Annotated in this window: 22 protein-coding genes; 17 read left to right on the top strand and 5 right to left on the bottom strand. The window is 69.3% G+C overall.

Features of this window, described 5'->3' with window-relative positions:
- The first annotated feature begins 43 nt into the window (after positions 1 to 43).
- The 14 genes from ACF8ML_RS11825 to ACF8ML_RS11760 all read left to right on the top strand — a co-directional run bounded on the left by ACF8ML_RS11825 (position 44) and on the right by ACF8ML_RS11760 (position 15,586).
- Complete coding sequence (locus ACF8ML_RS11825; RefSeq protein WP_392408059.1) at positions 44 to 1,228, top strand: acetyl-CoA C-acetyltransferase; 1,185 nt, start codon at positions 44 to 46, stop codon at positions 1,226 to 1,228.
- Positions 1,229 to 1,297: 69 nt separating this feature from the next.
- Positions 1,298 to 2,122: an ABC transporter ATP-binding protein gene (locus ACF8ML_RS11820; RefSeq protein ID WP_074921417.1), complete on the top strand. Its 825-nt coding sequence runs from the start codon at positions 1,298 to 1,300 to the stop codon at positions 2,120 to 2,122.
- The gene (locus ACF8ML_RS11815) at positions 2,106 to 2,831 is read left to right on the top strand and encodes an ABC transporter ATP-binding protein (RefSeq protein ID WP_012206618.1); all 726 of its coding nucleotides are present in this window, start codon (positions 2,106 to 2,108) and stop codon (positions 2,829 to 2,831) included. The genes ACF8ML_RS11820 and ACF8ML_RS11815 overlap by 17 nt, the downstream gene beginning before the upstream one ends.
- 5 nt (positions 2,832 to 2,836) lie before the next feature.
- Entirely contained in the window at positions 2,837 to 3,709 is an 873-nt protein-coding gene (locus ACF8ML_RS11810) for a branched-chain amino acid ABC transporter permease (RefSeq protein WP_392408058.1), read from the top strand.
- Positions 3,710 to 3,839: 130 nt separating this feature from the next.
- Entirely contained in the window at positions 3,840 to 4,868 is a 1,029-nt protein-coding gene (locus ACF8ML_RS11805; protein ID WP_238002196.1) for a branched-chain amino acid ABC transporter permease, read from the top strand.
- A gap of 29 nt (positions 4,869 to 4,897) precedes the next feature.
- Entirely contained in the window at positions 4,898 to 5,776 is an 879-nt protein-coding gene (locus ACF8ML_RS11800) for an enoyl-CoA hydratase-related protein (protein WP_392408057.1), read from the top strand.
- A 156-nt stretch (positions 5,777 to 5,932) separates the two neighbouring features.
- Entirely contained in the window at positions 5,933 to 7,141 is a 1,209-nt protein-coding gene (locus ACF8ML_RS11795; protein ID WP_338500180.1) for an ABC transporter substrate-binding protein, read from the top strand.
- A gap of 34 nt (positions 7,142 to 7,175) precedes the next feature.
- Positions 7,176 to 8,828 (top strand): long-chain-fatty-acid--CoA ligase, encoded by a 1,653-nt coding sequence (locus tag ACF8ML_RS11790; protein WP_392408055.1) that lies wholly within the window; start codon positions 7,176 to 7,178, stop codon positions 8,826 to 8,828.
- 134 nt (positions 8,829 to 8,962) lie between these two features.
- On the top strand, positions 8,963 to 10,045 hold the full coding sequence (locus ACF8ML_RS11785) for a CaiB/BaiF CoA-transferase family protein (RefSeq protein ID WP_012206624.1): 1,083 nt from the start codon (positions 8,963 to 8,965) through the stop codon (positions 10,043 to 10,045).
- 9 nt (positions 10,046 to 10,054) lie between these two features.
- Positions 10,055 to 11,617, top strand: a complete 1,563-nt coding sequence (locus ACF8ML_RS11780) for a long-chain-fatty-acid--CoA ligase (RefSeq protein WP_017406340.1) — start codon at positions 10,055 to 10,057, stop codon at positions 11,615 to 11,617.
- A 25-nt stretch (positions 11,618 to 11,642) separates the two neighbouring features.
- A complete protein-coding gene (locus ACF8ML_RS11775; protein WP_047218395.1) occupies positions 11,643 to 12,791 on the top strand; it encodes an acyl-CoA dehydrogenase family protein in 1,149 nt (382 codons plus the stop codon).
- A gap of 77 nt (positions 12,792 to 12,868) precedes the next feature.
- Positions 12,869 to 13,759 (top strand): SDR family oxidoreductase, encoded by an 891-nt coding sequence (locus ACF8ML_RS11770; RefSeq protein WP_252652184.1) that lies wholly within the window; start codon positions 12,869 to 12,871, stop codon positions 13,757 to 13,759.
- 17 nt (positions 13,760 to 13,776) lie between these two features.
- Positions 13,777 to 14,589, top strand: coding sequence for a crotonase/enoyl-CoA hydratase family protein (locus tag ACF8ML_RS11765; RefSeq protein ID WP_392408053.1), 813 nt, complete (start codon positions 13,777 to 13,779; stop codon positions 14,587 to 14,589).
- 259 nt (positions 14,590 to 14,848) lie between these two features.
- Positions 14,849 to 15,586: a 3'-5' exonuclease gene (locus ACF8ML_RS11760; RefSeq protein ID WP_392408052.1), complete on the top strand. Its 738-nt coding sequence runs from the start codon at positions 14,849 to 14,851 to the stop codon at positions 15,584 to 15,586.
- On the opposite strand, the gene ACF8ML_RS11755 is transcribed toward ACF8ML_RS11760, so the two are convergent.
- On the bottom strand, positions 15,583 to 16,641 hold the full coding sequence (locus ACF8ML_RS11755; RefSeq protein WP_227472559.1) for a diguanylate cyclase: 1,059 nt from the start codon (positions 16,639 to 16,641) through the stop codon (positions 15,583 to 15,585). The two genes, ACF8ML_RS11760 and ACF8ML_RS11755, sit on opposite strands and share 4 nt — an antisense overlap.
- Before the next feature lie 435 nt (positions 16,642 to 17,076).
- Here ACF8ML_RS11755 and ACF8ML_RS11750 point away from each other — a divergent pair, with 435 nt between their 5' ends.
- Complete coding sequence (locus ACF8ML_RS11750) at positions 17,077 to 18,366, top strand: O-acetylhomoserine aminocarboxypropyltransferase/cysteine synthase family protein (RefSeq protein ID WP_034395982.1); 1,290 nt, start codon at positions 17,077 to 17,079, stop codon at positions 18,364 to 18,366.
- A 63-nt stretch (positions 18,367 to 18,429) separates the two neighbouring features.
- Here the strand turns inward: ACF8ML_RS11750 and ACF8ML_RS11745 are convergent, their stop codons facing one another.
- From ACF8ML_RS11745 to ACF8ML_RS11730, 4 genes are all read right to left on the bottom strand, one after another.
- On the bottom strand, positions 18,430 to 19,494 hold the full coding sequence (locus ACF8ML_RS11745; RefSeq protein WP_392408051.1) for a hypothetical protein: 1,065 nt from the start codon (positions 19,492 to 19,494) through the stop codon (positions 18,430 to 18,432).
- An 86-nt stretch (positions 19,495 to 19,580) separates the two neighbouring features.
- Positions 19,581 to 20,891 (bottom strand): ergothioneine biosynthesis protein EgtB, encoded by a 1,311-nt coding sequence (egtB, locus tag ACF8ML_RS11740; RefSeq protein ID WP_046241878.1) that lies wholly within the window; start codon positions 20,889 to 20,891, stop codon positions 19,581 to 19,583.
- Positions 20,878 to 21,936 (bottom strand): L-histidine N(alpha)-methyltransferase, encoded by a 1,059-nt coding sequence (gene egtD, locus ACF8ML_RS11735; protein ID WP_046241879.1) that lies wholly within the window; start codon positions 21,934 to 21,936, stop codon positions 20,878 to 20,880. Before egtD ends, egtB begins: the two co-directional genes overlap by 14 nt.
- 362 nt (positions 21,937 to 22,298) lie before the next feature.
- Positions 22,299 to 22,913, bottom strand: coding sequence for an OmpW family protein (locus ACF8ML_RS11730; RefSeq protein ID WP_016449200.1), 615 nt, complete (start codon positions 22,911 to 22,913; stop codon positions 22,299 to 22,301).
- 230 nt (positions 22,914 to 23,143) lie between these two features.
- Between ACF8ML_RS11730 and ACF8ML_RS11725 the strand changes: the two genes are divergently transcribed.
- Positions 23,144 to 23,659 (top strand): sigma-70 family RNA polymerase sigma factor, encoded by a 516-nt coding sequence (locus tag ACF8ML_RS11725; protein ID WP_016449199.1) that lies wholly within the window; start codon positions 23,144 to 23,146, stop codon positions 23,657 to 23,659.
- Positions 23,656 to 24,693, top strand: coding sequence for a FecR family protein (locus tag ACF8ML_RS11720; RefSeq protein ID WP_392408050.1), 1,038 nt, complete (start codon positions 23,656 to 23,658; stop codon positions 24,691 to 24,693). The genes ACF8ML_RS11725 and ACF8ML_RS11720 overlap by 4 nt, the downstream gene beginning before the upstream one ends.
- Positions 24,694 to 24,720 lie beyond the last annotated feature (27 nt).

The raw sequence follows: 24,720 nt of genomic DNA, 5'->3' as shown, positions 1-24,720 counted from the left end.
GGCCACCATCCCCCCCAGGAATACAGGAACAGGAGACATATCCATGGCACAGGCATACATCGTCGCCGCCACGCGCACGGCGGGCGGCAAGCGCGGCGGAAAGCTCTCGGGCTGGCATCCGGCCGATCTCGCGGCCCAGGTGCTGGACGAGCTGGTGCGCCGCAGCCAGGCCGACCCGGCCCAGGTCGAGGACGTGATCATGGGCTGCGTCAGCCAGGTCGGCCAGCAGGCGACGAACGTGGCGCGCAACGCGGTGCTGGCCTCGTCCCTGCCCGAGTCCGTGCCGGGCACCACGGTGGACCGGCAGTGCGGGTCGTCCCAGCAGGCCCTGCATTTCGCGGCCCAGGCCGTGATGTCGGGCAGCATGGACATGGTGATCGCCGCAGGCGTGGAGAGCATGTCGCGCGTGCCCATGGGCACGCCCAACGCCCTGCCCGCCAAGGCCGGCCTGGGCGTGTACATGAGCCCGGCCATGCAGCAGCGCTATCCGGGCGTGGAGTTCAGCCAGTTCATGGGCGCCGAGATGATGGCCGGCAAGTACGGCCTGGCCAAGGACCAGCTGGACGCCTATGCGCTGCAAAGCCATGAGCGCGCCGTGCAGGCCGCGCGCGAGGGCCGCTTCGACCGCGAGATCCTGGCCGTGCAGGCGCGCAGCGCCGAAGGCGGTGCCGAGGGCGAAGGCCAGCCGCACACGGTGGATGAAGGCATACGCTTCAACGCCACGCTGGAGGGCATTGCCGGCGTCAAGACCATCCGCGAGGGCGGCTGCGTGACCGCAGCCACGGCCAGCCAGATCTGCGATGGCGCCAGCGGCGTCATGGTGGTCAGCGAACGCGGCCTCAAGGTCCTGGGCGTGCAGCCGCTGGCGCGCATCCACCACATGAGCCTGCTCGGGCATGACCCCGTGATCATGCTGGAGGCCCCCATCCCCGCCACCCAGGCCGCGCTGAAGAAGGCCGGCATGCGCATCTCCGACATCGACCTGTACGAAGTCAACGAGGCCTTTGCCCCCGTGCCCCTGGCCTGGCTGCAGGCCACGGGCGCCGATCCGGCGCGGCTCAACGTCAACGGCGGCGCCATTGCGCTGGGCCATCCGCTGGGCGCCTCGGGCACCAAGCTCATGGCCACGCTGATCCACGCCCTGCATGCGCGCGGCGGGCGCTACGGCCTGCAGACCATGTGCGAGGGCGGCGGCATGGCCAACGTCACCATCATCGAGCGCCTGTAGGCGCCGCCATGCCACCGTGCGACCGGCGCGGCCCGCGCCGGTCACCCACCATCGGGGGGAGGGAAAGCCATGAGCCAGGACTCGCAGCCCCTGCTGCGCATTGAAGGCGTTTCGCTGCGCTTCGGCGGCATCGTCGCGCTGGACGGCGTGAGTTTCGATGTTGCGGCAGGCCAGATCTGCGGCCTCATCGGCCCCAACGGTGCGGGCAAGAGCAGCCTGTTCAACTGCCTGTCGCGGCTGTATGCCTGGCAGGCCGGCCACATCCGCTTTCGCGGCCATCCGCTGGCCACGCTGGCGCGCCACCGCATGGCCGCGCTGGGCATGGGCCGCACCTTCCAGAACCTGGCCCTGTTTTCCAGCATGACGGTGGCCGACAACGTGCGCCTGGGCACGCACAGCCACCAGCATGCCGGCTTTGTGCGCGATGCCCTGCGCCTGCCCGGCGTTCGCCGGCGCGAGGAAGAAGCCCGCGCCCAGGCGCAGTCTCTGATGGCCCTGCTGGAGCTGACGGGCGTGGCAGAGCGCCGCGTGGCCGACCTGCCCTTCGGCACGCAAAAGCGCGTGGAGCTGGCGCGCGCCCTGGCCTGCCGCCCGCAGTTGCTGCTGCTGGACGAGCCGGCCTGCGGCCTCAACCATGAGGAGCTGGCCGGCCTGGGCGACCTGATCCTGTCGCTGCGCGACCGGCTGGGCCTGACCGTGCTGCTGGTGGAGCACCACATGGGCCTGGTCATGCGCGTGAGCGACAAGGTCGTGGCGCTGAACTTCGGCCGCAAGATCGCCGAGGGCACGCCGGGCGAGGTCCGCGCCCATGCCGAAGTCATCCGTGCCTACCTGGGTTCGGACATGCAGCCGCAGGATCAGGACAGGGAGGTGGCGCATGCCGGCACTGCTTGAAATCCGCGGACTGCATGCGGCCTACGGGTCGGTGCGCGTGCTGGACGGCATCGACATGGACCTGGCCGAAGGCCGCGTCACGGCCCTGCTGGGCGCCAATGGCGCGGGCAAGACCACCACGCTGCGCGCCATCTGCCGCCACCTGGTGGACACGCGCGGCGAGGTGCGCCTGGCCGGCGAACGCATAGACCGGCACAGCACCGAGCGCATCGCGCGCCAGGGCGTGGGCCATGTGCCCGACGGGCGCGGCACCTTCGCCCAGCTCAGCGCCGAGGACAACCTGCGCCTGGGCGCGCAGGCCCGGCCCACGCGCGCTGCCCGTGCCGACGTGGGTGGCGATATGGAGCGCATGTTCGGCTACTTCCCCCGCCTGCGCGAGCGCCGCACGCAGCAGGCCGGCACGCTGTCAGGCGGCGAGCAGCAGATGCTGGCCATTGCCCGTGCCCTCATGGGCCGCCCGCGCCTGCTGCTGCTGGACGAGCCCTCCTTCGGCCTGGCGCCGCTGGTGGTGCGCGACATCTTCGGCATCCTGCGGCGCATCAACGCCGAGCAGGGCACGACCATCCTGCTGGTGGAGCAGAACGCGCGCCTGGCGCTGGAGCTGGCGCACAGCGCCTACCTGCTGGAGACCGGCCGCATCGTGCTGCACGGCCCCAGCGAAGCCATGCGCCGCAACGACGCGGTGCGCCAGGCCTATCTCGGGGAGTAGCGGCCATGGACGCCTTCATCCACCAGTTGCTGGCCGGCCTGGCCACGGGCGGCATCTATGCCACCGTGGCGCTGGCCCTGGTCATGATCTACCAGGCCACGCACCACATCAATTTCGCGCAGGGCGAGATGGCCATGTTCTCCACCTTCATCGCCTGGGCGCTGCTGCAGGCGGGGCTGCCGTACTGGTGGGCCTTCCTGGCCACGGTGGCGCTGTCCTTCGTGCTGGGCGCGGCCGTGGAGTTCGCCATCATCCGCCCCATGCACAAGGCGGCGGACCTGGCCCAGGTGGTGGTCTTCATCGGCCTGCTGATCGTCTTCCACAGCCTGGCCGGCTGGATCTTCGGCTACACCATCAAGGAGTTCCCAAGCCCGTTCCCGGCCGACGCCTGGTACGGCAGCGCCCTGATGTCGGCCCACGAGGTGGGCACCATCTTCGTGGCCCTGGCCATCGTGGCCCTGCTGTTTGCCTTCTTCCGGCTCACGCCGCTGGGGCTGGCCATGCGCGCGGCCGCGCAGAACCCGGCCTCCTCGCGCCTGGTGGGCATCTTCGTGGGGCGCATGCTGATGCTGGGCTGGGGCCTGGCCGGCGCCATCGGCGCGGTGGCCGGGATGATGGTGGCGCCCGTGGTCTTCCTCGATCCGCACATGATGAGCGGCGTGCTGCTGTATGCCTTTGCGGGCGCGCTGCTGGGCGGCATCGACAGCCCCGCGGGCGCCGTGCTGGGCGGCTTCATCGTGGGCGTGCTTGAAAACCTGGTGGGCAGCTACGTGGTCGGCACCGAACTCAAGCTCTCGGTGGCCCTGGTGCTGATCGTGGGCGTGCTCATCGTGCGGCCGGCCGGGCTGATAGGCCGCAAGGTCGTCAGGAGCGTTTGAACAATGTCCCCCCTGAGCGGCTACGCCGCTTCCCGTTGCACGGCGCCCCCTCTCTCGCTACGCGGGAGGGGGACGACACCCTCGCTTTTGGGCCACGCCAGTTTTGTGCCCAACGCCCTGGAGAACAATGATGTCCACACGATCCGCCTCCTCGTCTGACGCACTGGTCGCCGCCACCAGCGCGCCCCGCCCCCTGCCCCTGGGCACGGTACTGATCGCGGCGCTGGCGCTGGCGGCCTGCTCGCTGGTCTTCGTGGCCAAGGGCTACCAGCTGTTCCAGGCCACCATGGTGCTGGCCTATGCCGTGGCCCTGGTGGGGCTGAACATTCTCACGGGCTACAGCGGCCAGATCTCGCTGGGCCATGGCGCCTTCTTCGCCATAGGCGCCTATGCGGCCGGCATCCTGATGGACCGCGCAGGCCTGGCCTACTGGCTGGCCGTGCCTGCAGCGGGCCTGGTGAGCCTGGCGGCGGGCTACCTGTTCGGGCGGCCCGCGCTCAGGCTGGAAGGGCTGTACCTGGCGCTGGCCACCTTTGCGCTGGGCGTGGCCATGCCCCAGCTGCTCAAGTACCGCCACCTGGAGGCATGGACCGGCGGCGTGGGCGGCATCGTGCTGACCAAGCCCGAGGCGCCCTGGGGCCTGCCGCTGGATGCCGACCAGTGGTTCTACCTCTATGCATTGGCCGTGGCGGCCCTGCTGTTCTGGATGGCGCGCAACCTCATAGACAGCGGCAGCGGCCTGGCGCTGCGCGCCATCCGCGACCACGCCATGGCGGCCGAGGCCATGGGCGTGGACAACGCGCACTGCAAGTCCATGGCCTTTGCGATTTCGGCCGGCTACACGGGCGTGGGCGGCGCGCTGTCGGCCATTGCCGTGCAGTTCGTGGCGCCTGACTCCTTCACCATGTTCCTGTCCATTTCGCTGCTGGTGGGCGTGGTGGTGGGCGGCGTGGGAACGCTGTGGGGCGCGCTGTTCGGCGCCCTGTTCATCATGTTCATCCCGGGGCTGGCCGAGCAGGTGTCCAAGGCCGCGCCCTGGGCCGTCTACGGCACCGTGCTCATCGTCTTCATGTTCGCCATGCCCGGCGGCGTGATGGGCCTGCTGCACCGGCTGGGCCGACCGGGCCTGCACCTGCCCCGGCAGCGGCCGCGTGCCTGACTTTCCATCCCCACCCACAGGAGTCCCCCATGAATTCCAGTCCGGCCGTCCGCATGGAACGCCACGGCAACAACGGCGACAACGGCAACAACGGCGAGATCGCACTCATCGTCCTCCAGGACAGCGCCCGCATGAATCCGCTGGGCAGGCCCTTGCAGCTGCGGCTGCGCGAACTGCTGGCCGAGGTGCGCGAGGACAGCTCCCTCCGCGCCCTGGTGCTCACCGCCGAGGGCCGGGGCTTTTGCGTGGGCGCGGACCTGTCGTCCATGGGCGGCGCACAAGGCGGGGCACAAGGTGGGGCACAAGGCGGGGCCCAGGCCGATGGCCGCACGCTGGGCGAGCAGACGGCCGACAACATGCAGCAGCTGTCCAACCGCCTCATCCTGGACCTGCAGCAGTTGCCCGTGCCCGTGGTCTGCGCCATCAACGGCGCGGCAGCCGGGGCCGGCGTGGGCCTGGCACTGGCCGGCGACGTGGCGCTGGCGGCGCGCTCGGCCTACTTCTACCTGCCTTTCCTGCCGCGCCTGGGCATCGTGCCGGACCTGGGCACCACCTGGTTCATCGAGCGCCGGCTGGGCCGTGCGCGCGCCCTGGGCCTGTCCCTGCTGGGCGACAGGCTGGGCGCGCAGCAGGCTGCCGACTGGGGCCTGGTCTGGGCCTGCGTGGACGACGAGGCCCTGCGCGAGCAGGCCCTGGCCACGGCCGCCCGCCTGGCGCGGCTGCCGGCCGGTGCCGTGCTGGAAGCCCGCCGCGCGCTGGACCACGCAGCCGCTTCCACGCTGGAGCAGCAGCTTCACTACGAGGCCGAACGCCAGCGTGATCTGGTGGGCGCGCCGGCCTTCATGGAGGGCGTGCAGGCCTTCATGCAAAAGCGCGAGCCCGTGTTCGCGCCCCGCCAGCCGGGCTGACCGCCGCGCCTTCCCGCCACACCTTCCCGACGCACCTTGCTGCGCCCGCACATGCATTCGTCGGAATCGACGATGGGCGCGCGCCGGGCCGGTTCCTACCATGGACCGGCCACCACAAGAAAAGCGGGCACGGCGCCCGCAAGCCAGGAGACCACCATGCGCAACCCCTTCGCCCGCGGCCCCCGGGCCCTGATCGCCTGCCTGGCGCTGGTCCTGCCGGCCATCACCCCGGTGCCAGCCCAGGCCCAGAAGAAGTACGACACCGGCGCCAGCGACACCGAGATCCGCATCGGCAACTTCGTGCCCTACTCGGGCCCGGTGTCGGCCTACGGAACCATCGGCAAGGCCCATGCGGCCTACTTCGCCAAGATCAACGCCGAGGGCGGCATCAACGGCCGCAAGATCACCTACCTCTCGGCCGACGACGCCTACAACCCCGCCCAGAGCGTGGAGCAGACGCGCAAGCTGGTCGAGCGCGACGGCGTGCTGCTGATGTTCGGCGCGCTGGGCACCTCGCACAACCAGGCCGTGCATCGCTACATGAACCAGCGCAAGGTGCCCCAGCTGTTCGTCTCCACGGGTGCCACGCGCTGGGGCGATCCGAAGAACTTCCCCTGGACCATGGGCTGGCAGCCCACCTACCAGCTCGAAGGCCGCACCTTCGCCCAGCACATCCTGGCCACGCGGCCCCAGGCCAAGGTGGCCGTCCTGATGCAGAACGACGACTTCGGCAAGGACTACCTCAAGGGCGTGCTCGACGGATTCGGCGAGCAGGCCAAGCAGCGCATCGTCGTGCAGCAGACCTACGAGGTCGGCGACCCCACGGTGGACAGCCAGATGGTGGCGCTCAAGGGCTCGGGGGCGGACACCTTCATCAACATCAGCACGCCCAAGTTCGCGGCCCAGTCCATACGCAAGGCCGCCGACATCGGCTGGAAGCCTGCGCACTACCTGGTCAGCGTCTCGCTGTCCATCAGCTCGGTGCTCAAGCCCGCGGGCCTGGACAACGCGCGCGGCGTGATGACGGCCAGCTACCTGCGCGAGCCCTCGGACCCCACCAACCAGGGCACGCCCGAGCTGGCGGGCTACCTGGCCTTCATGAAGCAGTTCTACCCGGCTGGCGACCCCAACGATTCGCTCAACGTCATCGGCTACTCCCAGGCCCAGACCCTGGTGCAGGTGCTCAGGCAGGCCGGCGACGAGCTCACGCGCGCCAACATCATGAAGCAGGCCGCCAGCCTGAAGATGGACTTGCCCATGCTCTACCCGGGCATCAGCCTGCAGACCGGTGGGGACGATTTCTTCCCCATCAAGAAGATGCAGCTCGTGCGCTTCGACGGCAGCCGCTACGCGCCCGTGCAATGACCCCGGCCTTCAGGACAACGACAGGAGACACCCCATGCCCGCCTTGCAAGGACTGATGCAGGACCGCCCGCTCATGATCTCGTCGCTGATCGAGCATGCGGCGCGCTTTCATCCGCACACCGAGATCGTCTCGCGCCTGCCGGAAACACGGGACGGTGGCCTGCACCGCACCGACTGGGCCGGCATGCGCCGCGCCTCCTGCCAGGTGGCCAACGCCCTGCAGTCGCTGGGCGTGCAGCCCGGCGAACGCGTGGGCACGCTGGCCTGGAACAGCTGGCGCCACCTGGCGCTGTACTTCGGCGTCTCGGGCAGCGGCGCGGTGCTGCACACCATCAACCCGCGCCTGTTTCCCGAGCAGATCGAATACATCGCCAACCATGCCGAGGACCGGGTGCTGTTCTTCGATGTGACCTTCGCGCCGCTGGTGGAAAAGCTCGCACCGCATCTGAAGACCGTCACCACCTATGTCTGCATGAGTTCGCGCGAGCACATGCCCGCGCTGGACCTGCCCGACCTGCACTGCTGGGACGAGCTGGTGGGCAACCAGAGCGAGGACTTCGAGTGGCCCGAGTTCGACGAGCGCACGGCCTCGTCGCTGTGCTACACCTCGGGCACCACGGGCCACCCCAAGGGCGTGCTGTACTCGCACCGCTCCACCGTGCTGCACACGCTGATGGAGCTGGCGCCCGACACCTTCGGCCTGAACGCGAGCGAGACCGTGATGCTCATCGTGCCCATGTTCCATGCCAACGCCTGGGGCACGCCCTATGCGGCGGCCATGGCCGGCGCACGGCTGGTGCTGCCCGGCCCCCACCTGGACGGCCAGAGCGTCTACGAGCTCATGCGCGACGAGAAGGTCACCTTCTCGCAGGGCGTGCCCACCGTGTGGCTGATGCTGTTCCAGTACCTGGATGCGCATCCCGACATCGACCCGCGCGCGCTGGGCGTCAAGAGCATTGGCATCGGCGGCGCGGCCGTGCCGCGCGCCATGCTGGAGCGCTTCGAGAACCAGTTCGGCGCCCAGGTCGTGCAGGGATGGGGCATGACCGAGACCAGCCCCATCGGCGTGGTCAGCAAGCTGCTGCCCCGGCACGACGCGCTGTCGGGCGAGGAACTGGTCAAGGTCAAGCTCAAGCAGGGACGCGGCGTCTGGGGCGTGGACCTCAAGATCGTGGACGACGACGGCCGGCCCCAGCCCTGGGACGGCCAGGCCCGGGGACACCTGCGCGTGCGCGGCCCCTGGATCGCCAGCGGCTACTTCAAGGGCGAAGGCGGCTCGCCCGTCGATGAGGAAGGCTTCTTCACCACGGGTGACGTGGCCACCATCGATGCCGACGGCTTCCTGCAGTTGGTGGACCGCGCCAAGGACGTGATCAAGTCGGGCGGCGAGTGGATTTCCTCCATCGACGTGGAGAACGCCGCCATGGGCCATCCCGGCGTGGCCGAGGCCGCCATCATCGGCGTGGCCCATCCCAAGTGGCAGGAGCGGCCGCTGCTGCTGGTGGTGCCGCGCGCAGGCCACAGCGTCAGCCGCGAGTCCATGCTCGACTTCCTGTCCACGCGCATCGCCAAATGGTGGCTGCCCGACGATGTGCTGCAGGTGGCCGAGCTGCCGCACACGGCCACGGGAAAACTGCTAAAGACCAAGCTGCGCGAGGAGTACAGGAATTACCCCCTGAGCCGCTGAGCGGCTTCCCCCAATGGGGGACGACACCTTCGGTGCGGGGCGGCCCTTCCTCGGTGTCTCTCGCTTGGACAACGCCAGTTCCATAGCGCTCTGCTCTATGGTTCATTGAAGAAAAGAGAACAAAGGAGACCTCCATGCCAGGACCGCTTGAAGGCGTGCGCGTAGTCGAGTTCGCGGGCCTGGGCCCGGGGCCGTTCTGCGCCATGCTGCTGGCCGACATGGGTGCCGAGGTGCTGCGCATCGCGCGGCCCGGCACGCCGGTCGATGCACAGGACATCACCACGCGCAGCCGCAGCCAGGTCGAGATCGACCTGCGCGGCGAGGAAGGCCAGGCCTCGGCCCTGGCGCTGATCGCACGCGCCGATCTGCTGATCGAGGGCTTTCGGCCCGGCGTGATGGAGCGCCTGGGCCTGGGGCCCGAGCCCTGCCTGGCGCGCAACCCGCGCCTGGTCTACGGCCGCATGACGGGCTGGGGCCAGCACGGGCCGCTGGCGCATGCGGCGGGGCATGACATCAACTACATCGCCATCTCCGGCGCGCTGCACGCCATCGGCCGCGCGGGCGAGGCTCCCGTGCCGCCGCTCAACTATGTGGGCGACTTCGGCGGCGGCGGCATGCTGCTGGCCGTGGGCCTGCTGGCCGCCCTGCACGAGGCCGGGCGCAGCGGCCGGGGCCAGGTCATCGATGCGGCCATGACCGATGGCACGGCCCTGCTGTCGGCCTTCATGTACGGCTTCAAGGCCAAGGGCCAGTGGAGCAACCAGCGCGGAGAGAACCTGCTGGACGGCGGCGCGCACTTCTATGACACCTATGCCTGCGCCGACGGCAAATACATCGCCATAGGCGCCATCGAGCCGCAGTTCTACGCCGAGCTGCGCCAGCGCTGCGGCATACAGGACCCGCTGTTCGACGCGCAGCTGGACGCCGCGCGCTGGCCCCTGCTCAAGCTGCGCCTGGCCGACGTGTTCCGCACGCGCACGCGCCAGCAGTGGTGCGAGCTGCTGGAAGGCAGCGATGCCTGCTTCGCGCCCGTGCTCGACTGGGACGAGGCGCCCCAGCACGCCCACAACCGCGCGCGCGCCACGTTCACCGAGGCCGGCGGCGTGCTCCAGCCCGCGCCGGCGCCGCGCTTTTCGCGCAGCGTGCCCGAGCAGCCCCGCCCCCCGCGCGCCGCCAGCCTGCAGGACACGCTGGCCGCCTGGAATGCCCGCTCCTGAGGAAACCCCATGCCCATGTATCTCACCCAGGCCATCCACAAGGGCCGCCGCGAAAGGGCCGGCGCCACGGCAGCCATCTGCGGCGCAGAGCAGGCCAGCTGGTCGCAGCTTGCGCAGCGCATCGAACGCTGCGCCGGCCTGCTGCGGGCGCTGGACGTGGCGCCCGGCGACCGCGTCGGCATGATGGGCCTGAACTCCATCCGCTACCTTGAATACTTCTATGGCTGCTGGTGGGCAGGCGCCGCGGTCAACCCCGTCAACATCCGCTGGAGCGCGCACGAGGTGGCCTACTCGCTGGACGACTGCGACACGCGCGTGCTCTTCGTGGACGATGCCTTCGCGCCCCTGGTGCCCCGGCTGCGCGAGCTGTCCTCCAGCCTGCGCACCGTGGTGTTCTGCGGCACGGGCGCCGCGCCCGAAGGCGCGCTGCACTACGAGCAATTGCTGGCCGCCGCCACGCCCTGCGCCGACGCGCTGCGCAGCGGCAACGACCTGGCCGCCGTGATGTATACGGGCGGCACCACGGGCCGGCCCAAGGGGGTGATGCTCAGCCACGACAACCTGTTCATCAACGCCCTGTCCAATGCCAGCAACGTGCCGCGCCAGCATGTGAAGGTGGGCATGGTGGTCACGCCCATGTTCCATGTGGCCGGCTGCGGCCTGGCCCTGCTCATGGCCCAGCGCCTGGTACCCCAGGTCATCGTGCCGGCCTTCGACGAGCTGGCCATCCTGGACGGCATCCAGCAGCACGGCGTGAACGAGCTGTTCCTGGTGCCCACCATGATCCGCCGGCTGATCGAGCATCCGCGCATGGCCGAATTCGACCTGTCCAGCCTGCGCCTCATGCTCTATGGCGCGGCGCCCATAGACGCCAGCCTGCTGGAGCGCGCCATGCAGGCGCTGCCCGGCGCCGACTTCGCCCAGGCCTACGGCATGACCGAGCTGTCGCCCACCATCGTGTCCATGGGCCCGGCCGAGCACCGCCCCGGCCCGCAGCGCGAGCGCCTGCTGCGCGCGGCCGGCCGGCCCGTGACCATTGCCGAGGTGCGCATCGTCGATGGCGAGGGCCGCGAGCTGCCGCCCGGCGAGGTGGGCGAGATCACGGCACGCGGCCCCATGGTCATGCAGGGCTACTGGAACAGGCCCGCCGAGACGGCCGCCGCGCTCAAGGACGGCTGGATGCACACGGGCGACATGGGCCGGCTGGATGCCGACGGCTACCTCTTCGTCGTGGACCGGCTCAAGGACATGATCGTCAGCGGCGGCGAGAACGTGTATTCGGCCGAGGTCGAGAACGCCATCGCCCAGCTGCCCCAGGTCGCCATGTGCGCCGTCATCGGCGTGCCCGACGAACGCTGGGGCGAGCGCGTGCACGCCGTGATCGTCGCGCGCGAGGGCCAGCCGCTGACCGAGGCCGAGGTCATCGCCCACTGCCGCGAACGCATCGCGGGCTACAAGTGCCCACGCTCGGTGGAGTTCCGCAGCGAGCTGCCGCTGTCGGCCGCGGGCAAGCTGCAGAAATTCCAGCTGCGCGAGCCCTACTGGCAGGGCCGCGAACGCCGCATCAACTGAACCCCTCAATCCACCGGTCCAAGCCATGCCACTGCAACTGACACGCTCCTGGAGCACCCCCGAACTGGAAAGCCTGCGCGCCACCGCCGTGCGCTTTCTGGAAACCGAAATGCAGCCGCAGGACGAAGCCGCACGCCAGCGCGGCAACGTGGGCCATGCCATCTGGCGCCGCGCCGGCGAGCTGGGCCTGCTGTGCACCGACATCCCCGAGGACTACGGCGGCGGCGGCGGCGACTTCCGCCACGAGGCCGTGATCCACGAGGAGATGGCGCGCCGCGCCCTCTCGGGCATGAGCAACTCCGTGCATTCCATCGTGGCCCACTACCTGCTCAACCACGGCACCGAGGCGCAAAAGCGCAAGTACCTGCCCGCCATGGCGCGCGGCGAACTGGTGGGCGCCATCGCCATGACCGAGCCCGGCGCGGGCTCGGACCTGCAGGGCGTGCGCACGCGCGCAGAACTCAGGGACGGCCGCTACCGCATCAACGGCAGCAAGACCTTCATCACCAACGGCCTGCTGGCCGGCCTGATCCTCGTGGTCTGCAAGACCGACCCGGCCCAGGGCGCGCGCGGCACCTCCATCCTCATCGTGGAGACCCGGGACTGCGCGGGCTTTCGCGTGGGCCGCGTGCTCGACAAGATGGGCATGAAGGCCCAGGACACCTCGGAGCTTTTCTTCGACGACGTGACCGTGCCGCAGGACGCGCTGCTGGGCGGGCGCGAAGGCCAGGGCTTCTACCAGCTCATGGGCGACCTGCCCTACGAACGCCTGATCATCGGCCTGGCCGCCCTGGCCTGCATGGAAGGCGCCTATGAGGCCACGCTGGCCTACGTGCGCGAGCGCCGCGCCTTCGGCCAGGCCATTGCCGACATGCAGAACACCCGGTTCAAGCTCGCCGAGGTGGCCACCACGCTGACCGTGGGCCGCGCCTTCATCGACCGCTGCGTGGAGCAGCTGGTGGCCGGCACGCTGGACACGGCCACGGCCTCCATGGCCAAGCTGTGGGGCTCGGAAGCGCAGGGCCGCGTGCTCGACGAACTCGTGCAACTGCATGGCGGCTACGGCTACATGAACGAATACATGGTCACCCGCATGTACGCCGATGCGCGCGTGCAGCGCATCTACGGCGGCACCAGCGAAATCATGAAGGAAGTGATCTCGCGCGCGCTCTGACGCTCCGATCCCCTGGCGGCGCCAAGCGCTGCCGCAGTCCCCCTATTCCTTCCCCGGCAGCACAGGAGACAGCAGCCATGACCCTCGACGACCTCATCTATAAGCCCGGCCTGCTCAAGGGCGAACGCATCCTCGTCACCGGCGGCGGCACCGGCCTGGGCCGTGTCATGGCCGAGGCGTTTCTCATGCTGGGCGCCGACATCCACCTGTGCGGCCGGCGCGGCGCCGTGGTCGAGCAGACAGCGCAGGAGCTGATGCAGCAGCACGGCGGCCGGGCCACGGGCCATGCCTGCGACGTGCGCCAGCCCGAGGCCGTGGAGCAGATGATCGAGGCCATCTGGGCCGACGGCGGCGCGCTCACGGGCCTGGTCAACAACGCGGCCGGCAACTTCGTGAGCCGCACCGAGGACCTGTCCATGCGCGCCTTCGACGCCGTGGCCAACATCGTCATGCGCGGCAGCTTCAACCTCACGCTGGAGTGCGGCCGCCGCTGGCTGGCCGAGGGCCGCAAGGCCAGCGTGCTGTCCATCCTCACCACCTGGGTCTGGAACGGCTCGGCCTTCACCGTGCCCTCGGCCATGGCCAAGTCGGGCGTGCATGCCATGACGCAGTCGCTGGCCGTGGAATGGGGCAACCGGGGCATACGCTTCAACGCCATCGCGCCGGGCCTGTTTCCCACCGAAGGCATGAGCGCGCGGCTGAACCCACAGGGCGGCGAGCATGTGCGCGCCGACAACCCCATGGGCCGCAACGGCCGCATGCCCGAGCTGGCCAACCTGGCCGTCTTCCTCATGAGCCGCCAGGCCGAGTACCTGACGGGACAGACCATCGCCATAGACGGCGGACAATACCAGGCGACGGGCGGCAACTTCGCCGGGCTGGCCAGCTGGAGCGACCAGGACTGGGCGAATGCGCGCAGCGCCATCGAATCGCGCAACGCGGCCGACCGCCAGCAAAGAACCGCATAGACACAAGGAGACAAGCCATGAGCCAAGAACGCGTGCGCATATCGGTGGACCACGGCGTGGCCGAGGTGACCCTGGCCCGGCCCGACAAGATGAATGCGCTGGACCCCGCCATGTTCGACGCCCTGATCGACGCATTGGCGCGGCTGCGGGACACGTCCGGGTTGCGCGCCGTGGTGCTGCATGGCGAGGGGCGCGCCTTCTGCGCGGGCCTGGACATGGGCAGCATGGCCGGCATTGCCGACGGCCAGCAGACGGCAGACATGACGGACCTGGCCGCGCGCACGCACGGCATTGCCAACCGCTTCCAGCAGATCTGCTGGGGCTGGCGCGAACTGCCCGTGCCCGTGATCGCCGCCGTGCACGGCGTGGCCTACGGCGGCGGCCTGCAGCTGGCGCTGGGCGCGGACATCCGCCTGGTGGCCGAGGATGCGCGGCTGTCCATCATGGAAATCAAGTGGGGACTGGTGCCCGACATGGCCGGCTGCGCGCTGGCCGCGCCGCTGGTGCGCGGCGATGTGCTGCGCGAGCTGGTCTACACGGGCCGCATCGTGCCCGGCCCCGAGGCCGTGGCCCTGGGCCTGGCCACGCGCGTGAGCGCTGCGCCGCTGGAGGAAGCGCGCCACCTGGCCCGCCAGATCGCGGCCAGCAGCCCGCACGCCATGCGCGCGTCCAAGCGCCTGATGCAGCTCAGCGAAACGGCATCGCCCCAGGACATCCTGCTGGCCGAGGCGCGCGAGCAGCAGGCCCTGCTGGGCAGTGCCAACCAGGCCGAAGCCGTGCGCGCAGGCCTGGAAAAACGGGCCCCGGTGTTCAGCGACCAAGGCCTTTAGACACCTCTTGAAACAACCACCGGACCCTGCCCACGGGTCCGGCGCGGCCATCCGTAATTACCCTTAATCGACGCCCTTTCGCCACTGCGCTGATTTTTTAGGCATTCCGTGGAAAGCCTTGCAGGGCGCGGATTCGGCAAGTTACACCCGGAGTTTTCCACAACTCCGTCCACATGCATCGGGGATAAAAACCCGGGGCCGAAGGGACATGCAGGAGCAGGCATACTTGACGGCTCGCCTCGGCCTCCCCCCCTTTCCCATGCCCCGCCTGCACGCCCCCAGCAAGGAAGACAGCCGCCTGCTGCCGCCTTTTTCCGCCCTGCCGGAACGCTGCATCCACGTGCCCGCCACCGACGCCGAATTCGCGGCCGCCCGCGCCGCGCTGATGGCCGCGCCCGTGCTCGGCTTCGATACCGAGAGCAAGCCTCTTTTCCACGCCAGCCAGACCGACACCGGCCCCCATGTGGTGCAGTTGGCCACCTGCGACCAGGCCTGGCTGCTGCAGTTGCACCATGCGCAGGCACGCGCGCTTGCGGCCGACGTGATGGCCAGCGAGGCCATCTGCAAGGCCGGCTTCGGGCTGGACCATGACCGCAGTGCGCTGCCCGCGCGCCTGGGCGTGACGCTGAACAACGTGATCGACCTGGACCGCGTGTTCAAGCGCCATGGCTACGCCAGCTCGGTAGGCGTGCGCGCGGCCGTGGCCCTGGTGCTGGGGCAGAACTTCCAAAAGTCCAAGAAGATCTCCACCTCCAACTGGGCTGCACCGCAACTGAGCTTGGCCCAGCGCCACTACGCGGCCAACGACGCCCACGGCGCCGCCATGGTGCATGCCGCGCTGCCGGGCTGGGAGCTGCGCCAGCCGGCAGCGGCCCAGCGGCCTTCCAGGCCTGCGCTTGAACCGCGCGGGCCGCGCGAGTCCAGCGCCCCGCAGACACCGCGTCCGCCCCGCACCGCTCGCCTGCTGCAGGCTGCGGTCGCGCCGGCCAAGTCCTAGAGCGTTTCCTCTTCCTTCACCAGCCGCACCCGGTCCCGGCCTGCGCGCTTGGCCTCGTAGAGCATGGCGTCGGCACGCGCGAGCGCCTGCTCCAGCGTCTGGCCCGGCGCCATCCAGGCCACGCCGAAGCTGGCGGTGATGCGCACCTCGTCGGGCAGCCCGCTGAAGCCCATCAGGCGCAGCTGGGTCTGTATGCGCCGGGTGATCGACTGCACGGCCAGAGGGTCCGCACGCGGCAGCAAGGCCACGAACTCTTCCCCGCCAAAGCGGGCCACCAGGTCCTGCTGGCGCGTGCTGCGCAGCAGCAGTCGCGCAAAGCGCTGCAGCACTTCGTCCCCAGCCGCGTGGCCCCAGCCGTCGTTGACCCGCTTGAAATGGTCCAGATCACAGACCAGCACGGCGGCTGAAAGCTGAGGGTGCTCGGCCCGCCGGCGCTGCACCTCCTCCTTGAAGGCGCGCCGGTTCAGAAGCCCTGTCAGCGGATCGCGGTCGCGCTCCTCATGCAGCTCCTGCACGGTGTCGCGCACCGCCGCCGCCAGGAACACAATGGCGAACAGCAGGCCGAACACCAGCAGGCTCAGCTGCTTCGCCAGGCACGCGGAAGAAACGCCCAGCCATTCACTGGCCGCGTCGGCCGGTGGCGAGGCGCCAGGCGGTGTCAGCCACAGCGCACGAACGAAAAAGCTCAGCGCAAAGACCACGAACACCCCCAGCAGCAGCCGGTCCCAGTCCGTACCGGGATGCCTGCGCGGCAAACGCCACAGCGGCAGGGCCAGTTGCAGTCCCAGGCCGAAATTGAGCACATGCTGGCGCGCCTGCGCATCGGGAACGACCCAGGCGTAGTAGCCCAGCACCGCCAGCACTGCGCTGCCAAAGACAGCCGCCAGCGGCGCATCCGGTCGCACGCCCTGGCGCATGGCCATGGCCTCGGTGATGAACCAGGCCGCACACAGCTGCAGCGCGGCCGTGGCCAGCGCATTGACGGGCACGGCCGCAGGCCGCTCCAGGACCTGCAGCAGCAGCGCCAGGCTGAATCCGGTGAAGGCGAGGGACATGCTGCGCAATTCGCGCCGGGCACGCAGATGCCGCCAGCAGACATAGAAACAGCCGGCCAGCAGCGAGGTGCACAAGGGCACCGCCAGCGCCAGAAAATGTCTTGCTGTCAACGTCACCATCAACTCCCGAATGGAGTCTAGCGATCAGGTCACGTTACAACACGTTGTTAACAAAAATACACATTCACTCACGATCCTGGCAAAGCCAGGCCGGACATATCTGTGCGCGGCAGAGGAGCAACCGGTCTGCGGCGTATATGTTCGTAACCAACGCATCGTTGGGCACCGGAGGCCGGCACGCCACAATGCCAACCGTCCTCCGCTAGTAAAACCTCAGGACTTACGCAAACAGGATGCGGGAACGCGCCGCTCCCCATGGCAAATGGCCCGCCCCTGCCCTTCTTGCGTAAGCCGTCACCAGAAAGGCAATCTTCCATGCGCATCGAAACCCTGGCCGTCCACGCCGGCTACTCGCCCGACCCCACCACCAAGTCGGCCGCCGTGCCCATCTACCAGACCGTGGCCTACGCCTTCGACAGTGCCCAGCATGGCGCCGACCTGTTCGACCTCAAGGTGGCCGGCAACATCTACACGCGCATCATGAACCCCACCACCGACGTGCTGGAAAAGCGCGTCGCGGCGCTGGAAGGCGGCATTGCCGCCGTGGCCGTGGCCTCGGGCATGGCCGCCATCACCTATGCCATCCAGGCGATTGCCGAGGCCGGCGACAACATCGTCTCGGCCAGCACGCTCTACGGCGGCACCTACAACCTGTTCGCCCACACCTTCCCGCAGCAGGGGATCACGGTGCGCTTTGCCGATCCGCGCGACCCGGCCAGCTTTGCCCAGCACATCGATGAGAAGACCAAGGCCATCTTCATCGAGTCCATCGGCAACCCGCTGGGCAATGTCACCGACATCCGCGCGCTGGCCGATGTGGCCCATGCCCATGGCGTGCCGCTGATCGTGGACAACACCGTGCCCAGCCCCTATCTGCTGCGCCCCATCGAGCACGGCGCCGACATCGTCGTGCACTCGCTGACCAAGTACCTGGGCGGCCACGGCAACAGCGTGGGCGGCGCCGTCGTGGACAGCGGCAAGTTCCCCTGGGCCGAGCACAAGACACGCTTCAAGCGCCTGAACGAGCCCGATGTCAGCTACCACGGCGTGGTCTACACCGAGGCCCTGGGCGAGGCCGCCTACATCGGCCGCGTGCGCGTGGTGCCGCTGCGCAATACCGGCGCCGCGCTGTCGCCGCACAACGCCTTCCTCATCCTGCAGGGCATCGAGACGCTGGCCCTGCGCATGGACCGCATCTGCGAGAACACCCAGAAGATCGCCGAGACGCTGCAAAAGCATCCCAAGATCGAATGGGTGCGCTACGCCGGCCTGCAGGACCACCCCGACCACGCCCTGGTGAAGAAGCAGCTGGGCGGCCGCGCCTCGGGCATCCTCTCGTTCAGCCTCAAGAACGGCAGCGGCGACAGCGACACGCGCGCCGCAGGTGCGCGCTTCCTGGATGCGCTGCAGCTGTTCACGCGCCTGGTCAACATCGGCGACGCCAAGTCCCTGGCCACGCACCCGGCATCGACCACGCACCGCCAGCTGGACGCCGAGGAGCTTGCCAAGGCCGGCGTGACCGAAGGCATGGTGCGCCTGTCCGTGGGCATCGAGCACATCAGCGACCTGCTGGCCGACCTGGAGCAGGCGCTGGCCAAGGTCTGATTCCCGCGCAAGGGCGGGCCGGACTGCGCGGCGGCCCGGCCCTTGCAGGCAGGCCCTGGCCTGTCAGCGCCGCTTGGCGCGCTCCCGCACTTGCTGCGAGGAGTAGAAGATCAGCGGATCGGGCGTGCGTTGCGGGTTGGCGCAGGGCTCGATGGCATGGCCCTTGGGCGGGGCGCAGCGGGCCAGGTCGCGCAACTGGGCCTGGGTGCGTTCGGCGTGGCGCGCGGCGGTCTCTCCTTCGGAGGGGCGGCTGCCGGGCACGATCAGGCGCAGCTCCATCTTGCGGATGGCCGGCTCCACGGCGTAGGTGCCCTGGAACTGCAGCACCACGCGGCGCTCGGGCAGGTCCACCGTGGCCAGCACGGCACGCATGGGCACGGGAATCATCGCTCCCGACTGGTAGCGCACCAGCACGAAGGGCGCAAAGGGCTTGGGCAGCTTCAGCGCCAGCGTCTGGCCCTTGCCGTTTCCATTGCCGTTACGCGCATCGGCACGCACGCGCAGCTGTCCGCCATCGGGCAGATAGCGGTCCAGCCGCCAGCCGGTGGCCACGCGCTGCGCGCCCACACAGGGCGCGTAGTAGTACTCGGTGGGGTCGGCATCCTTGCCCGTGTACAGCATCTGGGCGCCTTCATGCTCGGTCAGCGTCTTGATGGCCGCATCGGCGCCATCCGCCTGGGCGCCGACCAGCGTGCCGCCGCGCACGAACACGCCCGTATACGGGAACCAGGTGGTGCGCTGGTTGGCCACGGCGCCATAGGGCTTGCATTCGGTGGACATGCTCTGGTCCTGCATGTCGGCATGCGGGGCGACGGGCTCGCCGCCCTGGCCGCCGCCCTGGTCGGCCAGGGTCAGGCGGCCATCGGACTCGATGGTGAAGGTGGCCTTGGCCACCATGGAGTAGTAGCGGCCGGCTGCGTCTTCGCCGATCAGCAGCAGGCTGGGCAGGGGCGTGAGATTGGCCACCTCGGGCTCGGCGCGCGGCGTGTCGGCCGGGGCCTGGGCAGGCACCTGGGGCCGGGGCTGCTCCTGTGGCTGGCTGGGCGCCGGAGCCTGGGGCGGCGCAGTGGCGCAGCCGGCAAGGACCAGGGACAGCGGCATGGCAAGAACAAGCGAACGCAACAACATGGAACTCCCTCGGATCATTGAGGCCGACGATGCTACTGCATGCACCGGCGGGCGGCGCAATGCATGGGGATGCGGCAGGGGCAGGCTCAAGCCGGATCCCGCGCCAGCCGCAGGCCGGTCATCTGCCAGCGCGCCTGCGTGGGAAAGAAATTGCGGTAGCTGGCGCGCGCATGGCCTGGCGGCGTGAGGCAGGAGCCGCCCCGCAGCACATACTGGTTGACCATGAACTTGCCGTTGTATTCACCCACGGCGCCCTCCGCGATCTGGAAGCCCGGGTAGGCGCCGTAGGCGGACTGGGTCCATTCCCAGACCTCGCCCAGCGCAAGGCTGCCGGGCTGCATGGCGCGCGGGTGCACGGGGCCGGGAGGCTCGTCGTGCTCGGGGCGCTGCGCCATGGGCGCGGCAAAGGCCGCCTCCCATTCCGCCTCGGTAGGCAAGCGCGCACCGGCCCAGCGCGCATAGGCGTCGGCCTCGAAATACGAGATGTGGCAGACGGGGCGGCGCCCGTCCAGCGCCAGCGCGCCATGCAGGCTGAACTCCTGCCACGTGCCGTCCGATGCGCCATCCAACGCGCCGCCTGCATTGCGCCGCCAGTACCAGGGATGCTCCAGTTGCTGCGCGCAGCGCCAGTCCCAGCCTTCGGCCAGCCACCACTGCGGCTGGGCATAGCCGCCGTCCTCGACGAAGCGCAGGAACTCGGCATTGCTCACGGGCCGCTGCGCGATCTCGCAGCCTTGCACAAACACCTCGTGGCGCGGGCGCTCGTTGTCGAACGCAAAGCCCTCGCCGCCATGGCCCACGGCATGCATGCCACGCGGCACGGTCTGCCACTGCAGCGGGGCAGGCGTTCCATCTGCCGGCCCAGGCGCAGGCATGCCCTCTTCCTGCTCTCGATAGGCAGGCCACAGCGGGTGGCACGACAGCAGGTGCTTGATGTCGGTCAGCAGCAGTTCCTGGTGCTGCTGCTCATGCTGCAGGCCCAGCTCCAGCAACGCGGCCAGACGCGCAGGCGGCTGCGTGCCCCAGTCCTCGAACATCTGCAGCATGCGCTGGTCCACCGCCTCGCGATAGGCCAGCACCCGTGCCAGCGAGGGCCGGGTCAGCAGCCCGCGCTGGGCACGCGGATGCCGCGCACCCACCTGCTGGTAGTAGGAGTTGAACAGCACGCGGAAGTCGGGATCGAAGGGCGGCACGCCGGGCGCGTGCTCGGCCAGGACAAAGGTCTCGAAGAACCAGGTGGTATGCGCCAGATGCCATTTGGCAGGGCTGGCATCGGGCATGGACTGTACGCAGGCATCCTCGGCGGACAAGGGGGCGGCCAGCAGCACGGTGGTCTGGCGCACGGCCTCGTAGCGCTGCACCCAGCGGAAGACGGCGGGCATTTCACGCATGGGCATGGATCACGGCAAACCACTGGCGCTCATCGGTCCAGACCTGGCAGGCCCCGAAGCCCGCACAGGCCAGCATGTCCAGGAAGTCGGGCAGCGGGTATTTGTAGCTGTTCTCGGTATGTATGGTCTCGCCGGCCGCGAAGTGCCGCAGCCCCTGGGGCCAGCCCACGATCAGCGGGCGCCGCGCGCGCAGGTGCATTTCGATGCGCGAGTGCTCGGTGTTGAAGAAGGCCACATGTTCCCAGTCGCCCTCGTTGAAGTCGCTGCCCAGCAGGTGGTTCACATGGCTGAGCAGGTTGAGGTTGAAGCGCGCCGTCACGCCCTGGGCATCGTCATAGGCAGGCTCCAGCCACTGTATGGGTTTGGGCAGGTCTATGCCGATCAGCAGCCCGCCGTCGTCGCTGAGCAGGGCCCGCATCTGGCCCAGCATGCGCTGGGCCTGTTCAGGGTCGAAGTTGCCTATGGACGAGCCCGGGTAGAACAGCAGCCGGCCGGCCTGCGGGATATAGGGCGGCAGGGCCAGCGGCTCGGTGATGTCGGCCGTGACGGCATGGGCCTGCAGCTGCGGAAACTCCTCGGCCAGGCGCCGCACGGACTGGCGCAGGAAGGCGCCCGCAATGTCCACGCCCACAAAGTGCCGTGGACGCAGGCTGCGGCACAGGCCGCGCACCTTTTCGCAGTTGCCGGCACCCAGCTCGATCAGCACCTCGCTGCCGCGCAGGGCCTCGGCCATGGCCGGACCGGAGTCGGCCAGGATGGCGGCCTCGGTGCGCGTGGGGTAGTACTCGGGCAGCCGCGTGATCTGCTCGAACAGGTCGCAGCCGCGTGAGTCATAGAGAAACTTGGGCGAGACCCGCGCCTGCGGCTGCATCAGCCCGTGCTGCAATTCGGCCAGGGTTGCTCGCAGGGCGCTGTCTGCCAGCTCCGGCGCAGCCTCTCTCCTGCCACCTTCGGCCGGTGTGCGCGGGGCCGAAGGCAGGGGCAGGGGCACGCGCTGGGCGCGCGACGCCAATGGAGGGGAAGACACGGAATGATCGTGGGCATACAGCATGGTGGGGGCCTCGCGTTGTGCGCCGACCGCCTCAGCATGGTGAATGCCGCGCCCCCGCCTTGTAGCGGGGAGCGGTCGCCAAGGGGGCGGGCAGCCAGAATGAAGCCTGCAAACTGGCGTCCCGCCTCGCAAGGCGCGCGCCGACAGGCCGAGGCACCAGCCTAGGCGCCCGCCCCGGGCACGCGGGTAGGACAGTTTCCAGCGAGCGTGTCTTTTTCATGACCTGCAGATCTGGTGCGCTGCAGCATGCCGGACGAAAAAAATCCGGTATGCCGCGAACGGCATACCGGACCAAGTACCCATCCTTGCCTCACTACGCGCTGCCGGATGAAGCAGCGCGTGCCTCGCTCATGATCCGAAGATCAGAAGCGATAGCCCAGTCCCACGCCAACCAGCACGGGGTTCACCTTGAAGGTGCCCACCTTGGTGCCGCCAGCGCGCACGTCCGTCTCGATGAAGACCTTCTTCACGTCGAAATTCAGCGACCAGTTCTTGTCCAGCGCATAGTCGAAGCCGATCTGCAGCGCGCCGCCGAAACTGTTCTTCTTGATGGAGGGGTTCAGCGCGGCCTGCACGGCGGGATCGAAGTTCACGCTGGAAAAGCGCGTGAAGTTGACACCGGCGCCCACGTAGGGCTTGAACGCGCCGAAATTGGTGAAGTGGTATTGCGCCAGCAGCGTGGGCGGCAGGTGCTTGAGGCTGCCGATCTGACCCAGGCCGTTGGCACGCAGGTCATGCTTTTGCGGGTAGGTCAGCACCAGCTCGGCCGCGATGTTGGGCGTGAAGAAGTAGGACACGTCCAGCTCGGGCATCCACTTGTCATTGATCGACAGGCCCAGGCCCGTGCTGTCCTTGTTGACGCTGTCCAGGTGGACGGCGCGCACGCGCACCATCCAGGGGCCTTCGGCCTGCTGCGCAAAGGCGGCACCCGACGACAGGGCGCAAACGGCAGCAACGGCGAGCAGAGTTCTTTTCATGATGGAGAGTCTTGGAGTAGCCCGGGGCAAATCCCGTAGCTGTATTGCAGCAGGGGCAGGCAAGGCCGGTCTTGTCCTAGCTCAAATCCGAAGGTGGGCGCCGTCGCATGGCCGGATCGCGTTGGATGCATGCAACGCCATGCGCGGCAGGCCAGTTGCGGCCAGGCTGCAGCCATTGCTCAAATAGAATGCGAATCATTATCAAATCCGCTTTCCCAGGAACCCGCTCCATGGCCGCCGCGCCTTCGCACCCCGATATCGCCCTGCTCTACAGCGACCACCACGGCTGGCTGGTGGGCTGGCTCAGGCGCAGGCTGGGCAATCCCTGCGATGCGGCCGACCTGGCCCAGGACACCTTCATTCGCGTGCTGGGCAAGCCCCAGTCCCTGCATGGCGTGCGCGAGCCGCGCGCCTGGCTCACCACCATCGCCCACGGCCTGGTCGTGGACCACACACGCCGCGCCGCGCTGGAGCGCGCCTGCCTGGACGCCATCGCCAGCCTGCCCGAGCCGCTGGCGCCCTCGGCCGAGGAGCGCCATCTGCTGATCGAATCCCTGGTGCGCATGGACAACCTGCTGGCCGGCCTGCCGCCCAAGGCCCGCAGCGCCTTTCTGCTCTCCCGCCTGGAAGGCCTGAGCTACCCGGAAATCGCCCTGCAGCTGGGCGTGTGCCTGAGCTCCGTCGAGAAATACATGGCCACCGCCATACGCCACTGCCTTGCCCTGCGCAGGGAACTGACGGCGTGAGCACAGACCAGGCCCCCCAGGCGCTGGAACAGGCCATTGCCTGGGCCGTGCGGCTGGCCTCCGGCACGGCCACCGATGCCGACCGCGCCGCCTGCCAGGCATGGCGCAGCAGCCACGCCGCGCACGAACAGGCCTGGCAACAGGTCCAGGCTGTCGAGGCCCAGTTCGCCCTGCCCGCCGGCCAGGCGGGACTGGCCCACGGCGTGCTGCGGTCCGCCGGCCCAGGGCCGGCGCGAGGCCGGCGCGCAAGCCTGCAGCGGCTGCTGTTCCTGGGCCCCGCTGCCCTGCTGCTGGGATCCATGGCTTGGCGCTGGGCTGCACCGCGCGAGCAGATCGCGCTGGAAACGGCCATCGGTGAGCGCCGCAGTACCCTGCTGGCCGACGGCAGCCGCCTGCACCTGGCACCGGACACGCTGGTGCAGGTGGATTTCACCTTGCTGCGCCGCGTGGTCCGCCTGGCACGCGGCGAGATCTTCATCGACACCGGCAGCGACCCGCGCTCCCTCGCGGGCCGACGCTCCTTCTGGGTGGAAACGCCGCTGGCCCGCTTCGAGGCCCTGGGCACCAGCTTCGGCGTGCGCCACGAAAAACACCCGGACACGGCCACGCGCCTGTACGTCACCGAGGGCCGCGTGGCCATCCATGTCAGGGCGCTGGACGGCACTGCGCCAGGCCCCCTGGACGCCATCGTCGCCACCTCCGGCGAAACCCATGTGCTGCACGCCGGCCAGCACCGCCCTGTGCGCCTGCCCGACGAAGGCCTGGTGCCCGACGCATGGACCGGCGGCGTACTGGTCGCCCGCCGCATGCGCCTGGACGCCTTCGTGACCGAGCTGTCACGCCAGACCGGCATGCCCATGGAATGCGCCGACGACGTGGCTGCCCTGCGTGTTTCAGGCGTATTCCAGCTCGACGGGCCGGATCCGGCGGGTCGTGCGCTGGCCGCCATTGCCCGCACGCTGCCTGTGCGTGTGGAGCGCGGACAAGGTGCGGCCAGCGGTGCCCGCAGCGCCAAGCGCCTGGTCAAAGCCTGAGCCGGAATTTTTTCAGGCAGTCATTAC

It is taken from the genome of Delftia sp. WSY_10 (genome assembly GCF_043104705.1).
In the GTDB taxonomy this organism is placed as follows: Bacteria; Pseudomonadota; Gammaproteobacteria; order Burkholderiales; family Burkholderiaceae_C; genus Comamonas; species Comamonas tsuruhatensis.
This window is presented reverse-complemented; position numbering and strand designations above follow the sequence as displayed.